Annotated in this window: 16 protein-coding genes; 9 read left to right on the top strand and 7 right to left on the bottom strand. The window is 64.5% G+C overall.

Annotation, left to right across the window (positions count from 1 at the left end):
• Window positions 1-6 precede the first annotated feature (6 nt).
• The 4 genes from FKD65_RS28320 to FKD65_RS28305 all read right to left on the bottom strand — a co-directional run bounded on the left by FKD65_RS28320 (window position 7) and on the right by FKD65_RS28305 (window position 2,773).
• Window positions 7-306 carry a DUF6510 family protein gene (locus FKD65_RS28320; RefSeq protein WP_141580508.1) on the bottom strand — a complete coding sequence of 100 codons (300 nt, stop codon included), beginning with the start codon at window positions 304-306 and terminating at the stop codon, window positions 7-9.
• A gap of 16 nt (window positions 307-322) precedes the next feature.
• Window positions 323-1,033, bottom strand: a complete 711-nt coding sequence (locus FKD65_RS28315; RefSeq protein WP_141580506.1) for a ferredoxin reductase — start codon at window positions 1,031-1,033, stop codon at window positions 323-325.
• Window positions 1,003-1,602 (bottom strand): sulfite oxidase-like oxidoreductase, encoded by a 600-nt coding sequence (locus FKD65_RS28310; protein WP_141580504.1) that lies wholly within the window; start codon window positions 1,600-1,602, stop codon window positions 1,003-1,005. The genes FKD65_RS28315 and FKD65_RS28310 overlap by 31 nt, the downstream gene beginning before the upstream one ends.
• 286 nt (window positions 1,603-1,888) lie before the next feature.
• Window positions 1,889-2,773: a sugar transferase gene (locus FKD65_RS28305; RefSeq protein ID WP_168221226.1), complete on the bottom strand. Its 885-nt coding sequence runs from the start codon at window positions 2,771-2,773 to the stop codon at window positions 1,889-1,891.
• 405 nt (window positions 2,774-3,178) lie between these two features.
• On the opposite strand from FKD65_RS28305, the gene FKD65_RS28300 reads away from it, so the two are divergent.
• The 6 genes from FKD65_RS28300 to FKD65_RS28275 all read left to right on the top strand — a co-directional run bounded on the left by FKD65_RS28300 (window position 3,179) and on the right by FKD65_RS28275 (window position 9,199).
• On the top strand, window positions 3,179-3,796 hold the full coding sequence (locus FKD65_RS28300; protein ID WP_141580499.1) for a phosphatase PAP2 family protein: 618 nt from the start codon (window positions 3,179-3,181) through the stop codon (window positions 3,794-3,796).
• An 81-nt stretch (window positions 3,797-3,877) separates the two neighbouring features.
• Complete coding sequence (locus FKD65_RS28295) at window positions 3,878-4,780, top strand: IS5 family transposase (RefSeq protein WP_141580174.1); 903 nt, start codon at window positions 3,878-3,880, stop codon at window positions 4,778-4,780.
• An 83-nt stretch (window positions 4,781-4,863) separates the two neighbouring features.
• On the top strand, window positions 4,864-6,444 hold the full coding sequence (locus FKD65_RS28290) for an IS1182 family transposase (protein WP_141579963.1): 1,581 nt from the start codon (window positions 4,864-4,866) through the stop codon (window positions 6,442-6,444).
• 451 nt (window positions 6,445-6,895) lie between these two features.
• Entirely contained in the window at window positions 6,896-7,072 is a 177-nt protein-coding gene (locus FKD65_RS44475; RefSeq protein WP_168221225.1) for a hypothetical protein, read from the top strand.
• A gap of 62 nt (window positions 7,073-7,134) precedes the next feature.
• Complete coding sequence (locus tag FKD65_RS28285) at window positions 7,135-7,335, top strand: hypothetical protein (protein ID WP_368367140.1); 201 nt, start codon at window positions 7,135-7,137, stop codon at window positions 7,333-7,335.
• A 1,396-nt stretch (window positions 7,336-8,731) separates the two neighbouring features.
• Window positions 8,732-9,199: a hypothetical protein gene (locus FKD65_RS28275; protein ID WP_141580497.1), complete on the top strand. Its 468-nt coding sequence runs from the start codon at window positions 8,732-8,734 to the stop codon at window positions 9,197-9,199.
• A gap of 762 nt (window positions 9,200-9,961) precedes the next feature.
• On the opposite strand, the gene FKD65_RS28270 is transcribed toward FKD65_RS28275, so the two are convergent.
• Window positions 9,962-10,414 (bottom strand): hypothetical protein, encoded by a 453-nt coding sequence (locus tag FKD65_RS28270; RefSeq protein ID WP_141580495.1) that lies wholly within the window; start codon window positions 10,412-10,414, stop codon window positions 9,962-9,964.
• 1,284 nt (window positions 10,415-11,698) lie between these two features.
• Here FKD65_RS28270 and FKD65_RS28265 point away from each other — a divergent pair.
• Window positions 11,699-12,751, top strand: a complete 1,053-nt coding sequence (locus tag FKD65_RS28265; RefSeq protein ID WP_141580493.1) for a nucleoid-associated protein — start codon at window positions 11,699-11,701, stop codon at window positions 12,749-12,751.
• A 122-nt stretch (window positions 12,752-12,873) separates the two neighbouring features.
• Window positions 12,874-13,740, top strand: a complete 867-nt coding sequence (locus FKD65_RS28260) for a hypothetical protein (RefSeq protein ID WP_168221224.1) — start codon at window positions 12,874-12,876, stop codon at window positions 13,738-13,740.
• Between the two features lie 12 nt (window positions 13,741-13,752).
• On the opposite strand, the gene FKD65_RS28255 is transcribed toward FKD65_RS28260, so the two are convergent.
• The gene (locus tag FKD65_RS28255; protein WP_141580489.1) at window positions 13,753-14,172 is read right to left on the bottom strand and encodes a hypothetical protein; all 420 of its coding nucleotides are present in this window, start codon (window positions 14,170-14,172) and stop codon (window positions 13,753-13,755) included.
• Between the two features lie 202 nt (window positions 14,173-14,374).
• Complete coding sequence (locus tag FKD65_RS28250) at window positions 14,375-15,307, bottom strand: AAA family ATPase (RefSeq protein WP_240809643.1); 933 nt, start codon at window positions 15,305-15,307, stop codon at window positions 14,375-14,377.
• A gap of 141 nt (window positions 15,308-15,448) precedes the next feature.
• Between FKD65_RS28250 and FKD65_RS28245 the strand changes: the two genes are divergently transcribed.
• Window positions 15,449-15,688, top strand: coding sequence for a hypothetical protein (locus FKD65_RS28245; protein ID WP_141580487.1), 240 nt, complete (start codon window positions 15,449-15,451; stop codon window positions 15,686-15,688).
• Window positions 15,689-15,701: the final 13 nt, after the last annotated feature.

Here is a 15,701-nt window from a genome sequence, read left to right as displayed (position 1 = left end):
GGCCGCTCACCCGCGCCCCTCCTCCCTCGGCAGTCGGACGCGCAGGGAGACGGTCCCGGTGAGGTCGAGCCAGGCCGAGTCCGGCGTCCGGACGAAGCGCAGGATGACGTGGCCGCAGCCGGGGCAGCGGGCGACCAGGCCGGGCGCCCGGTCGTACACCCGCAGCTCGGCGACCGGGCCGGTGCGCCCGCAGTTGACGCAGCGGCCGGTGGCCGCCGTGACGTCCACGGCGAACAGCTCGCTCAGCGGGCCGGCCAGCGCGTTGCCGTCAACATGGTCCGTGGGACGCCCTTGGGGCGCGTTCATCTCGATCAGCCTCCGCTCAGCCGAACCGTTCGGTCTTGATCCGCCGCGGGTCGTGCCCTCGGGCGATCAGCATGTCGGCGGCCGCCTCCACGAAGCCCGTCGGCCCGCACACGAAGCAGTCGCGGTCCGGCGGGCCGTCCCCGAGATCGGCCGGCATCAGCCGTCCGGGCGGGCGGGGCCAGCCGTCGGGGGCCGCCCTGGTGTAGACGTGCGTCACGTCCAGGCCGGCCTCGGGACGCCGCAGCTCGGCGGCGTAGAACACGTCTCCGGGCGTGCGCGTGGAGTACACCAGCCGGAACCGCGTTCCGCTCCCGGCCAGGCGGCGGGCACGGACCATGGCCATCAGCGGCGCGATGCCGGAACCGCCCGCGACCAGCAGGACGTCCCGTTCCGCCTCCGGCCGCCACACGAACCAGCCGCCCACCGGGCCCCGGAGCTCGACCGGATCGCCGACGCCGAGCACGTCGGTGAGATAGGGGGAGACCTCCCCGTCCGGGACGCGCTGCACGGTGAGCTCGACCCGGTCGGGCGCGGAGAGCGAGTAGCTGCGCTGCGCGGCATAGCCGTCCGGGGCGGTCAGCCGCACGTCGACATGCTGACCGGCCAGATGCCCTGGCCAACCCGGCACATCGAACACCAGCGTGCGGGCCGTATCCGTCTCCGAGCGCGCATCGGCCAGCCGCGCCACGCGCCACGCTAGTCGCCCTGATACCGCTGCTCGCGCCATGGATCCCCGTAGTCGTGGTAGCCGGCGGTCTCCCAGAAGCCCGGTTCGTTCTCGGTCAGCAGGTCGAGGCCCCGCACCCATTTCGCCGACTTCCAGAAGTACAGGTGCGGTACCAGCAGGCGCACCGGGCCCCCGTGCTCCGGCGTCAGATCCTCACCGTCATAGCGGTAGACGATCCACGCCTGGCCGTCGAGCAGATCCTCAAGCGGCAGGTTGGTGGTGTACCCGCCGTAGGAGGACACGAGTGCGAAGTCGGCTGTGGTCTCCACGTCGTCTAGCAGGACGTCCATCGAGACTCCCTGCCAGTCCGTGCCCAGCTTGGACCACTTGGTGACGCAGTGGATGTCCACCCTGGGCGTCTCGGACGGCAGCTCAAGCAACTCCTGCCACGTCCACCGGTGCTCCTGCCCGGTCTCCGTGGTCACCGTGAACTCCCACTCCTCCAACGGGATCCGCGGTGTCGGACCGGCCGACAGCACGGGAAAGTCCTCGGTCAGGTACTGCCCGGGCGGCAGCTGGACCGCGGACTCACGCCGCCGCCCATGGAACCCGGGCGAAACGATCCCCATCACAGCCTCCTCTCATCAGCCCCAACGGACCCCGTCCCTTTGGCCCTACCTTTCCCCATCCTCCCGAACCGATGCGATTCTCCCTTGCGCCGCCCCAACCCCCTTGCCGGTCAGGCGGGCCTTGCGCAGCGGCACCGTCCTACCGCAGGGTGCACCGGGTGCGCGGCGGGCGGCTCAGCACGAGCCACCGCCTCCCGCCCGCGGAGATCGTGCCATGGCAGGCACGGGCCATGACACGGAGGAGGGCGCGGCCAGTGGCCGCGCCCTCACTTGTGCGGATGCGTGCCTACGGGGTGCAGGCACGCATGGCGGACAGTTGCCTCTCGATGGCGGCGAGAGACGCGTCCATCTTGATCTTCAGGTGCTCGAGGTCGACCTCGAGGCACCCGTGCTCGCGGAACCAGATGTCCAGCTCGGCACGCTTGAGGAAGTACCTCTGGTCCTTCTTCGGGATCTTGATGCTCTCGTTGCCGAACGGACTGACCAGCCCGCCCGGAACGAGCTCGTAGAACCCGTGGTACCAGTCCTCGTACCTCTCGGGGCCGAGGACCTCTTCCATGGTGAGGTCCAGGTCGCCCTGGCGGGGGAGCCCTGAACCCATGCCACGGGAGATCTCGCTGCCGACCAGCGATCTCGTCGAACACCAGGTCATCTCGCCCTGATGGATGTTCCACAGTTGCGGGAACTCATCGACGATCGAGGCGCGCAGCAGCCTGCCGACCATGGTGGCCCGCGGGTCATCGGGCCCCAGGCTGGGTCCCGAACCATCCGTGTCCGCCATGGTGCGGAGCTTGTACATGCGGAACGGCTTACCGTTCTTGCCGATCCGCTCCTGCGCGAAGATGGGTCGCGCCCCGTCCTCCATCACTACCAGCATGGCCGCCGTGGCGACCACCGGCAGGAAGACCGGTACCAGGACCTCGCACAGCGCCAGGTCGAAATCCCTCTTCTCCTGGCTGTGGAACCAGTCGAGCCCGACCTTCGCCGAGCGGACCGGCGGCGCGTGCAGGAACTCCCGCACCCTCTCAACGCCCTGCCCCACCGACACGAGATTCGCCTCGCTGTGAAGCAGGGTCTCACCGACCAGCGCAGGGACCTTGTCCTCCGACGCGTGCAGGAGAACCCCGAACGCCCGGATCTGGTCTTCCGCCGATACCTTGGTTGAATTCATTTTTTGTTGGGGCATCCGTCGACATCAATGCCCGCTTCCTCCGCCTTTGACTGTCCGTAGGACACGAGAAGCGACACGCGCCCACCCGGCTCCTGTCCCGGAGTACCTCGCCGACAGGGCCGGGGCGGCCCTGGAACCGGAGTTCGTGCCGAAGGACGCCCGAGGACTTGGCGACAGACCAGGCCTAACGGCCCGGCGGTCGGACTTGGACGCCTCATCCCCACCCCCCGTCTGCCATCGTCACCTTCCGGCCTGTGCCCCCGACCTGCCCACCTCGTCTGGGACGCGAGTAGGCGAGAAGGCCAGGCTTCCCCCGATCACCCACCGCATCGGTGTGAAATCTCAGGGTTCTTTAGGGGTGCAATCCCCGATGGCGAGCTTTCGGCTTCTCCATACCGTCGTTCCATGACGGACCAGTCATCATCACCACCTGTGTGGCGGCTCCGCGCCGCCGTGGCCGGCGGCCTCTGCCTGGCCGTGGTGGGGATCGCCGGGGTCGCCCTGGGCGACCGCGTTCCACCACTGGACTCCTGGATCGCCGGCCACCTGTACTCCCGGCCCGAGACGACAACCGCCACGATCGCCACGGCGGTCAGCGGTGTCGGAACGCTGCTCGCCCTGGCGGTTCTCCTGGCCACCGCGACCGGCCTGCTACGACGGCACCGCGCACAAGGTGCCCGTCTTCTCCCCCGGTACGGAGCGCTGCTGACGGTCTGCCTCGCCACCGTGTCCCTGCAGGCGGTCTTCCAACGTCCGGGGCCCCCGCTCACCGCCCAGGACTGGACCTACCCCAGCGGACACGTGACCGTGCTCACCGCACTGACCTTCACCGCCTTCGCGATCAGCATGTCCCTGACCCCGAGATGGCGTACCACCGTACTCGTCGGCACCACAGTGCTGCTGGTCGCCGTAGCGGCCAGCCGCATAACCCTGGGCGAGCACTACCTGATCGACGTGCTCGCCGCGCTCGCCGCAACAACCGGCACCGGCCTACTAGGGGCTGTCTCGAAGTCTGGTGTGTGACGGTGTGTCGTGATCCTTAAACAGCGAGGTCTCCGGTAGAGGGTTCATCGACCAAGAAGAACCAGAAACACCGGAGACCTCGTGGCCACCCTAGCGGTGACGCGGCGGTTCGACCTGACCGATGGGCAGTGGGCGGCGCTGGAGCCGCTGCTGCCGGCGCCCAAGGGGCCGGGTCGGCTGTCAAAGTGGACGAAACGGCAGCTCATCGACGGGATCCGGTGGCGGGTGCGGGTTGGTGCGCCCTGGCGGGATGTCCCGTGGTGTTACGGCTCCTGGCAGGCGGTGTACTCGCTGTTTCGCCGCTGGCAGCGGGCGGGGGTGTGGGCGCGGGTCGTGGCCGGGCTGCAAGGCCGGGCGGACGCGGTCGGACTGATCACCTGGGAGGTGGGCGTGGATTCCACGATCGCTCGGGCCCATCAGCACGCCGCTGGTGCCCGCACCCGGCCTGATGAGCAGGCCGAGCCCCCGGATGAGGCCGGCGGCGAGCCCGCCGATCACGCGCTGGGACGATCGCGTGGCGGGCTGACCACCAAGATCCACCTGTCGTGCGAGCAGGGACAGAAGGTGTTGTCGCTGCTGGTCACCGCCGGTCAGCGGGGAGACTCGCCGCAGTTCCGGGCCGTCCTGGAGCGGCTCGCGGTGCCGCGGGTGGGGCCGGGCCGGCCGCGGAAACGACCGGAGCGCGTCCGGGCCGACAAGGCCTACAGTTCCCACGCCAACCGCGCTTACCTGCGCAGACGCGGGATCGGCTGCACGATCCCGGTCAAGGCCGACCAGGCCCGCAACCGCGCAAAGCGGGGCAGCCGGGGTGGGCGCCCGCCGGTGTTCTGCGCGCTGGACTACCGGCAGCGGCACGCCATCGAATGCGCCATCAACCGCCTCAAACGTCATCGAGCCGTGGCCACCCGGTATGACAAGCTCGCCGTCCGCTACGAAGCCACCCTCCACATCGCCGTCATCAACGACTGGCTGATCTGCCTTTGAGACACGCCCTAGAAGACTGCTGAAGATCTTGGGGTTTTGGTCCCGCCGCGGATGCGGCGGGGCCAGTGTGTTGTGGTGTGGTGATGGGTGAGTGGGCCGGGGAGACGGTCGGTCCGGATGTGTGGGAGACGTGCCGGGAGCTGATCCCAGCGGGGAGCGTGTTCGCGTTCCTGGCCGAGCACCGTGGCGCGTTGTTCCCGGCGGTGATGTTCGCGGACATGTATCCGTCGGCGAACGGGCGGCCGTCGATGCCGCCGCAGATCCTGGCCGCGGCGATCACTTTGCAGGCCCTGCACGGGCTGTCGGATTCTGAGACGGTGCAGGAGTTGCGGTGTGACCTGCGCTGGAAGGCCGCGTGCGGGCTGGGCCTGCACGACACCGCGTTCGATGCGTCGCTGCTGGCCTACTTCCGCCGTCGGCTGGCACGCTCGGCCCGGCCCGACCGGATCTTCGAGGCCGTGCGGGAGGTGGTGCGGGCGACCGGGGTGCTCACCGGCAGGCATCGCCGTGCGCTGGACTCCACGGTGCTGGACGATGCGGTCGCCACCCAGGACACCGTCACCCAGTTGATCGCCGCCGTCCGCTCAGTGATCCGCCATGTCCCCGGGGCGGCCGAGGTGGCCGCGGCGGCGTGCACCGCCCACGACTACACCGACCCGGGCAAACCGCGCATCGCCTGGAACGACGAGCAGGCCCGCGCCGAGCTGGTGGACGCCCTGGTCACCGACGCGCTCAGGTTGCTGGGGCACCTGCCCGAGCAGGAACTGGGCGAGCGGGCCGCGAACGCGGTGGGCCTGCTGGCCCTGGTCGCCGGGCAGGACGTCGAACCGGCCGAAGGGTCCGACGGCCGCGACGGGCGCTGGCGCATCACCGACGGCACCGCCCCGGACCGGGTGATCTCGACCGTCGACCCCCAAGCCCGGCACGTCCACAAGACCCGCAGCCACCGCCAGGACGGCTTCAAAGCCCACCTGGCCGTCGAGCCCGAAACCGGCCTGTTCACCGCGGTGGCCCTGCGGCCCGGCGCCGGGGCCGCCCACCACGAGGCCGTCGTCGGCCTGGACCTGCTCGCCGGCGAGGACACCCCGGTGCAGGTGTTCGGCGACACCGCCTACTCCACCGGCCAGGCCCGCCACGCCCTCACCGCCGCCGGGCACCGGCTGTTCATCAAGCCCGCCCCGCTGCGGCCCGCCGTCCCCGGCGGCTTCACCCTCGACGACTTCGCCATCGACACCACCAACGGCACCGTGACCTGCCCCGCCGGGCACACCGCCCCCTTATCGGACCCCGGCGGACGCCACCACCAGCGCAAAGCCGTGTTCGGGAACCGGTGCACCGGATGCCCCCTGCGCGAGCGGTGCACCAACGCCAAGGCAGGCCGGATCCTGACCATCCGCCCCCACCACGACCTCCAAGCCGCCGCCCGCCGCCAATCGGCCCACGACCCGGCCTGGCAAGCCGACTACCGCCGCTGGAGACCACCGGTCGAACGCGCCGTCGCCTGGCTCGTCCACCACGGCAACCGCCGCCTCCGCCACCGCGGCACCATCAAAGCCGACGCCTGGCTCCACACCCGAGCCGCCGTCCTCAACCTCCGCCGACTCATCAACCTCGGACTCACCCGAACCAACGGCACCTGGCACCTGTCCACGGCCGAAGCATGACCACACAGGGGCTGTCCGGCCCACGGCCGGACAGCCCCTCACAAGATCTTCAGCAGTCTTCTAGCGACCGCCACCCTGAACCTGCCCCTCCGCCAAGGACCCGAACCAGCCCCCAAGAAGCCCCACCGAGCCTGACAACGCTCAAAATGGACGCCACGCCCGGCGAAGACGTCGCCGGAAAGCAATCGATGCTTGGCCGGCGTGCCCGGGAGACGGGGACTGGCCCTGGTGGAGGTGTCGGTCGTTGAGCAGCGGGGTTGGCCGATTGGTCCAAGCATCCGGTGTCCTCACCTGGGCAGATGAGCGCGCAGGTGGAGCGCCGACACCTCGGCCATGCCCCTGCAAAGCCATCCAGAGTTGCCAGTGGGGCCGCACTCCGAACGGGTCTACATGTCCTTCCAAGAAGGGAGGACCGTGCGATTGCACGGACAACCTGAGCGATGGAGTGATCATGGCCGACCTGACCGACCAGGAACGGAAGTTCGCCAGCAGCATCTTCAAGGGAGCCGCCGACCTGTGTGACAGGAAGGCGAAGCAGGCGGACACCCCGCAGGCGGCCGAAGAGGCCGAGATCGAAGCCGCCGCTTACAGGGGGGTCGCGGAGGCTGTGGATTCCGGCGAGATCTGACTTTGGTCGGCTACGCCGACCCGAAGTCTGACCTGAGCGCGGCCTACGGCCGCGCTCTTTATGTGACCGCACAGATGATCGTGTGCGGGCAACACGTCGGCTCCGACCTCGGCCCCGGTCTCATCGCACTACGAGCCCAGTTGTCCGGCCGGATCTGCCACCGGCCCAACGCCCTGGAGACGGCGGACATGACGCTCGGCGACCCCGACCCCGCCGCCTTCGACGCGGCCTCTTCTTCTCCTTCAGCTCGGCGTGAGCCCTGATCCGCGCCACGCCCCATGCCCGAAACCCGTCCCTGAAGGCTTCCCGATGGTCGCCCGCGTCCTCGTCGTTCGTCCCCGGCCCGCTACTCGCCATCGGCCGGTCCCCGTCCCGTCCGCCTCGGCCCTGCCTCGTCCCGGCCGTCCGCCGTGCCGTCCTCCTCGTCCTCGTCGTGCCGCCAGCCGGTGCGGGTCCCCGACGCCGTCCGCAGTCAGGGCGAGCGTGGTGAGCGCATGGTGGCCCTCATGTATTACGCGGCGCTTCGGCCTGAGGAAGCGGCGGACCTGCGGCGGGATCACCTTGTGAGCCTGCCCGACGATGGATGGGGTGAGATGCGGCTGACGCACGCTGAGCCCCGCAGCGGCTCCAGGTGGACCAACAGCGGGAAACCGCGGGACAAGCAGCCGCTCAAGCACCGGGCCCCGGGCGAGACGCGGTCGGCACCCATTCATCCCGAGTTCGTGACGCTGCTACGCCACCACATCAAGGCCTTCAACATCCAGCCGGAGGGACGTCTGTTCGTCGGGCCGCGCGGCGGGATCACGGCCGACCAGACGTACCTCGACATGTGGCGCAAGTCCCGTCAGAAGGCGCTCAGCCCCATGAGGCAGCCTCGCCGCTGGCTGAGACGCCGTACGCCCTCCGACACGCGGCCGTGTCGACGTGGCTCGGGGCTGGTGTGCCAGCGGCTCAGGTGGCCGAGTGGGCGGGGCATAGCGTCGCTGTCCTCCTGCGGGTCTACGCCAAGTGCGTTGCCGGTCAGGAAGAGGACGCCAAGCGGCGAATTGCCAAGGCAACCAGGCCAAAGGAGCGCTGAAACTTCGGCCCGTATTGGCCCAGACGGTCGTAGAGGGCCACTCACAGCCCGAGACAGCCGGACAAGACGAGAACAGCCCCTGACTGGGTTACGCCTGGTCAGGGGCTGTTTTCACTGGTGTGGCGGGTGCAGGGTTCGAACCTGCGTAGGCTAAGCCGACGGATTTACAGTCCCACCGCCCAACTCCCCTGACCTGCTGCTTCTTTCCCGCGGCGCCGAACTTCGGCCCGCATTGGGCACGCCGAGCTTCATCGCCCGGCCACGAACGGCGCAAGTGATCGAGTCAAGATTCACACTCCCGAACCAGCAAGCAACAGCAAACCAGGAGGAGCACGGCGCGAGCGCTGCAAGGCCACACTGGATTCTCAGGGGCCGGCGATCTCCATCGCGTTCCCCCGCTGACCTTGGAGGACGGTACCTCAGCCACCCAAGTGTTTATCACCCATCACACACATATCCCGTGCGCGAGGCAGCGGTGGGTTCGGGCTGAGTGTCCACCTGCTTACGCATCAGAGCGTCGGTAGGTAATGGTCACCCAGCTAGTCACTTAACCGGCAAGAGGAACGAACTACCCTTCGACTATGGGAAGCGTCACAGCGAGCATCATCGCGGTTGTGGGCACTCTCTTGGGTTCCTGCATCACTCACATGTTTCAACAGCGGACCTCAGCGCGCACCGATCGCGTCAACCATCAAGAACAGCGTCGGCAGGAGAAACTGGCAGCGTGCAGTGCGTTCATCGGTGTGCTGATGGAGTACAGGAGAAATCTGTACTTTCGGTGGAGACTTAAGCAGGACCAAGCGCCAGACGAACAACAGGCGCAGGAGAGAGCGGAATCCTACCAGCTTCGCTCGGCGGCCGAACAGGCAATGGTCCGAATGCATCTGATATGCCAAGACGCGGCGTTAATCAGCCTGGCCGAGCAGGCTCTCAGTGCTCCAGGTCTTTTGCGGCATGCCGTGGACATAACCGACCTCGTCGCGCGTAGAGACGAGGTTGAACGCATACACAAGGAATTCATCGAAGCCGTCACTCGAACGCTTCCGTAGGCAGCCGTGTGGCGGGCTCTGTGCAGGATACGAGCCCAAGCAGAGGCAGATGCGGCTTCCGCGAGCGTCCCATGACGCCCCGGGCTTACTCATTACCATTCTCACGAATAAGGTCCACACCCGTAAAGATCCGTCTCTCGACCTGCTGTGCAGCCCCCTCCAGCACCCACCGCCTCCACTAATGTCCGGCCTCGTCCACACCCGCCATTACCACTGGTGTTAGCAATCCGGACCGCAGCACCCATCCCTAGGGCAAGGGGAGTCGGAGGGTAGGCCACCCTCGACCCGAGTACCGATCGCTATTTCCCGATAACCAAAGCCAACGTAGAGGCCGCCGACCCGATGATCGTGGCTACCAACATGACCCGATCATAGCCAGAACGTGTTACTTGTTCAGAAGCTCTTGGAGGAGGCGGTACAGGTGACGCTTGGCGCCCACCTCTAGGCGAACGAGTCCACCGCGGACTCTCCTCGCTCTCCGAAACTGAGAAGTTGAGCAGGGACAGTAGAGCCCGGCGCTTTATTCGCTTGTGCTTTCGGCGATGACACGCTCCTAACCATCCATAGGCTGTGTCGCCACATCCACCCGGGTGGGCTCTCACCTCAACGTCACATGACGTCTGGCGAAAGAAAGATAGATAGACAAGGACAGCCAGAGTCATCAACAGAAAAAAAGCAATCCAAGCCCTAGAGATCGCCGCATACAGAAAAGCGACAGCGAAAACCGCGCTCACGACTCTATCCGCCTTTTGGCGTTCCTTTTTAGGCATAGCTCCCCAGATTCACCCAATCATTCATGGCGGCCGCCAGCAGGTTTCCCACATTCTCCTTAGTCTCCGCAAGAGCCAGATCGATGAAACACTGACACCTAGTAAGGTCATCGCCATTCAAAGAACACAGAAGCACACCGGTTACTTGTAGGGCACGAGCAACGGCTACTAGTTCGGTCTCCATAGGCAATGGAAGTCTTGAGGCCAACTCCCGGGCGAAAGTCTTGACTACCCTGCCGGCGCCGAAGATAAAAGCGACTTCGCCAGCGAGAGAACCTACAAAGCCATGAATCGCATCCTTGCCATTGAAGATAGCCGAAGCCAACTCCGCCAAGAGAGTGCACTTCCTGTGGCGACGACGGGAAACCATCTGAAGCCAGGTGTCTTCCGAGACGTATTGACTGGCGCGATGGGTGACGGCATCTCGCCATGCAACAGAGATCACCCCGTTACACGATTTGGCGCTTTCCCGCACCCTTCGCTGCCGCTGTTCTTGCGCCCGACGGACACTCTGAGTGGCGTTTGAACTGCTCGACCTTCGAGTCGACGGCGCCTGGCGACGGCGCGACTGAGGAGTATACGTTCTCCTATGCGGACTTCTCCCCTTATATGGCTTCGGCCCTGCTTCCGGCTTTCCCTTGTGGTGCCGACAACGTTGACCAGCCTCTTTCACTGGATTCTTGCATAGAGTGCCGCGATCAGTTCTCGCCCGGCAGCGTGCCATGAGCGGATGATGCGACCGACCATCGAGTGATCACAATGCAAAAGTACACACAAACTCATTATGTGGGTCACTTCAATCAGCAGTAACTCATGTGCAACTTCCGCACCCAGAGCCACAGCGCATCCCGTCAAGACCGGATGCTGTCCCCGAGCCCCCGGAGAGGCAGACGACGAACCAGTAACCACCTTGATGCGAACCGCCGGCGCCCCCACGCCACCACAGCCCACCCCAGCTACACAGTGCGCTGAGTTGTTGAGCAGCCCTCCTGTCCCGTCGATGTCGGTCACGACGAGCGACAGGGGCACTCCCTGCTCGCTCCAGGTGTTCCAGACCGCCCACCCCTCGGGCGCGGGTCCACGTTGAGCCGCTGACAGATCGTCTCGTAGTCGTCCATCCCGAACGGAATCGCCGCCTGCCTCACCAGGATGACTCCGGCCAAGCGCATCCGCGGCCGGTCGGTCCTGTGCCATTGAGCCAAGCATCTGATTACAAGCGAGATCAGCACCATCCAGGCATGTCCCCACGTGCCCGCTGACCAGCGCCGCAACCTCCCGGACGTCCACACCCGTACAAGATCATCCGACCCCGTTGTTAGTACCGCCGTTAGCACGCACGCCCGTCCCGGAGGGTGCGCCCGCGCGAACGACGAGACGCTGTGACAGACCGATTCGCGCGGGCGTGCCCGCCGGCCCGCGGGGGGCTGGGGGCCGCGAGGCCCCCGCTTCGCGCACGCTCGGCCGAATACGTAAGCGGCTCCCTCCGATGCGCCCCCTACCGTTACGTCAGCTGGGCGCCAGCCCCCTGACTACCCGTCGGTCTATCGAGTCTCCCTTGTCCTGGTAAGAAACATCTGTCCGGCAGAGGCCAGCCTGAAGCAGAACATACTCAACCACCCAGCGGACTGCGACGGTATCTTGACTGTAAGTCATACGTTGAACGAGCCGACAGCCAGAGGACTACCACCATCCCTGAGACCCACGAGGGCACCAAGGAGCACCGAGCTATATGGACCTGAGCACTCTCCGCCTACGTCAGGTAATTCTTCACCAGGTTTCTCAGGGGAAGAATACGGAGTCTGCGGTAAGTCTAAGCGAAGTTCCAACGCCGCTAAACGATCAGAATAGGCCCTATTTCGAGCTTCGCTTGAGGAAAGCACTTACCCGAAACGCCAGGCCCGTGGTGGAAGAGCCGGGAGCTGCAGAGATCTGCTCAATAATTAGAAATCTGCTTCAAGGGGAAGGTGACCTTGTTGCCGACTCTCAGCAGATGACCAAAAACCTACAGAAGGTCCAGCGTTCACACAGCCCTACCGGGATCCTCTTGACATCTGAAGCGTCCATCAACGACGCGCCAGCTCTCATCATCGCCAAGGTCGAACACGAGCAGGGCGTTCGAGCCACCACGACCACGGTAGACGGCAGGACAACCTTCTCGGTGGAATTTCTGCGCGACTTGTTGTTTACCAGCACCACTAAAGTCTTCAAGGTAGCCGTATTCAGCTCCCTAGACTCTAGGGATGGACTGCTCTATGGTCACGTCTCGGACAGTCAGGCGTCAGGCGCGAAGATAGCTCGCTATTTCTTGGATCAGTACCTTGGCTGCAAGCTTGTTGAGCGCTCAGATGTGCTAACGGAGCGATTCTACGAAGCAAGTGTAGGCTGGATCAACAGGATCGACAATGCGGAGAAAAAGGCACAGTATCAGGTCGCACTTTTGTCCGAAATGCAGAGCAATCGGTCGGAAATCTCCATCGACAGGTTTGCCTTGGATTATCTTGACTCAGACGATCGAGACGATTTCAGAAACAGCCTGATCCAGGCAGACGTTCCACCTCGCCAACTAGAGAAGTCCATCGACCTAATCAAGTCACATATTCAGAAGGTTAAAATCGAGACTCAGAATGATGTACTGGTTCTCGCGCCCACCTCCTCGCTCGATGACGGAACTGTCACGATTGAGGATCACGATAATGGTGAATCTGAAGTCAGAGTACACGACCGCGTGAAGAAGATATCGGGCTCTGGAGGCTTCAGCGTAAAGAGCGCCAACGACGCATGACAGCCAGCATAGACGAGGCAGTTAGGAAGTACCGCGAACTCCTACCTCGCTACGAACGTGCCACTAATACGGTGATTCGCTGCGTCGAAGAAGCCGCAAAGACTTCTAACATAAAATGCCGAGTGAGCGGTCGCGAGAAAACTATCGCCAGCTTCCATACAAAAGCGATAGTTAAGCAGTACAACGACCCGTGGGCCCAGATTACAGACAAGTCTGGCGTCAGGGCGATCGTAGAACGAGCACGTCATGTGGATGACCTGACTTGTGCTCTCAAAGACTGGCCTGGTCTAGAGATCCTTCGCGTTGAAGATAAACGACAGGTGATGGACCCGGAGCAGTTGAGCTATAGCGGCGTCCATCTACAAGTGGCAGTGCCGGCCGAGCTTGACGATGAAGAGCCCATCGAATGTGAGATACAACTACGGACCGTCACGCAGGACGCATGGTCCGTCATCTCGCATCGGCTACTTTATAAGCCACCGATTGATCTACCACGTGAACATAAGCGTAGACTCTATCGACTTGTCGCGCTAGTCGAACTTTTCGACGAAGAGGTTCAGCGCGTTGAAGACGCTATTCCCGAAATTCCCGGGTATGAAGTAGCGGATCTCATCGAAGCCGCTGAGAAGGAATTTATTCCCCTTGCCCATGCAGCGTCAAGTCGAGAATTTTCCTCGTATATTCTCGGGAGCATACATCAGCTCATTCCAGCCAAAGATCGAGCGGTCTATTCACAGGTTCTTGGAGATTTCGTCGAGCAGAACCTGGAGAAGCTTCGGGCAATCTATCGTGACTATGGACCCAGAAGTTCCATGGCCGATGCGCCCGAATATACACTTTTTAGTCAAGCGGAGAGTCTCATAATCTTTCAGATACTAACCAAAAGACCTCACGGTCTGTTCACTGCATGGGTGGAAGGCGAGCTTCCACTATATCTACTAGAGCCTCTACTGATTCTTTTCGACGTCAATATCGATCCAATGGAATGACTTAGGCTCACCTCAACCTATTTCCTTTTTCAAAGCATCGATCATAGGAGCCAGTGGTAGCGGCCCAGACGCGCGCAACTCATTGGACTTAACACGTGTCCGCATCTCGTCTTCGAGTTCCAGAACTACGCGAAGCACGTCATCGGAAGCTATCAATCTGATCTCTGCATTTATTTCCGCCAAAGCATCTAGTTCTTTCACCAGACGCTCCTCTAGCGCGTCATTCGTTTCGTGTATAGATTCCTTGAGCATTCTTTGGATTCTTCTGGCCTGCGCGATCTCGCGACCGAAGAGTTGTCTGCGATCCTTTCGCGCTTCACGCCTATCCGTGCGACGCTCTCCGATCGCCGATGCGACAATCGTGAATACCTGCTGGAGGGCGACCCCAGAGAGCGTGAAGACCCCAACAAGCACAGCATCCTTGGTCGCCATATTCACATAATGGCATCCGTGTCCATGGACAGCACGTGGTTCTCGAGGAATTTCTAGCCATCGGCCGACGGCGTGCGGTGGGACCGGCCCGGAGAGGTCGCACGCCCGCCGCACGCCGTCGGCCGGCGGCGCGTAGCGGCGCCCTTGAAGACGTAGAGAAAGTCCTCATTTGGTTGATCGACTGCTGCCCTGACCTGCGGTTTTATGGGGTCAGCTTGGCTAGAGTGCGGCGGGTTTGGTCGGCGAGGCTGACGGCTGCGCCAAGGCGATTGTCGATGGTGAGGTGTGCGCCCTCGGGTGGGTCGTCGATGTTGAGGCCGGCGGTGTACTCGTCCCAGTGAGTGAGCTTCCAGCCGTCGCGTGCGGCGTCGCGTAGCTCGATGTACTCGCGCATGGTGCCGATGTCGCTGTGTACCCAGATGGCGGTCACGTCGACGCCCTTGGCGTTGCAGCGGTTGGTGAGGCGTGGGAGCCAGCTCGGGTCGTTCAGTTCGGTGATGAACGGGGCGGCCAGGATGATCGAGACACCGCAGTCGATGTTGGCGTAGGCGCTGTTCATCAGGCACCGGTACTCGTGGGGGCGCACGTCAGCGCGGTAGAGGTCGGTGTGCCGGTCGTGCGGGTCGCCGTTGAGGGAGACCAGGAGGCGTTCGGTCAGGCGGCGGGTGAGGGCGTCCTTGTCGAGGAAGGCCCAGCCTGAGAGGTCGGACAGGAAGCGGGCGAACTCGGTCTTGCCTGATCCGGCGTAGCCGCCGACTAAGACCAGGACGGGGTTTCCGTTGGCGTTGGCGACTGCTCGGCCGTGCCATGCATTGGCCACGCGGTTCTTAAGGGATTGGCCGTCTGAGAAGAAGGCCGAGAGGTCGAACGGGGCGGCGTCCGGGGCGGGGTCGTGGCCGCGGGCTTGGGCTGCCATGCGCTCTAGGACGGTTAGCGGGATGCTGTGCGCGCGAGCCAGGTAGGGCAACCAGTCGTCGGGGATGCGTTCGCCGCGTTCCCAGCGGGAGACCTCGTGTCGGGTGACGGTGGCAGAGCTGGAGAGTTCGCAGAGTTCTGCGGCTAGGGCTCGCTGGCTTCGGCTGCCTCGTAGACGTGCCAGATAGGCGCCGAACTCGCGTCGTCTGTCTGTGGTCATGGGTGGCTGCCTCCTGTGACCCAGTGTGGCCCCCCACTGGCCCCCCGTCGGGCTCCTTTGTTGAAGTCGCTGGCGCGGAACGCTGGCCGTCATGCCGTTCGGGCCGGTCGGCCCGGAGCCCCCGAGCATGAGGGACCTGCGATGGAAGCGCGTGCGGAGGTTGAGGAGCCGGCTCTTCGTCGGCTCCGCGAGGAGTTCACCGGGCATCGAATCTGGCGGGCGCGGCGGTCGGACGGGCTGCCGACGCTGTGGGTTGCGACGTTGCGTGACCCTGGGGCCGGGGTCGATCGGACGGTGATCTGTTCGGACGCGCGGGCGCTGCGTGCGGCGCTGGTGGACGAGCGGCAGCGCGCGGGCGCTCAGATCGCGGGGGGCTGGTGATGGCGCGGCGGCC

Origin of the sequence: Actinomadura sp. WMMA1423, from assembly GCF_006547145.1 — a bacterium.
In the GTDB taxonomy this organism is placed as follows: domain Bacteria; phylum Actinomycetota; class Actinomycetes; order Streptosporangiales; family Streptosporangiaceae; genus Spirillospora.
This window is presented reverse-complemented; position numbering and strand designations above follow the sequence as displayed.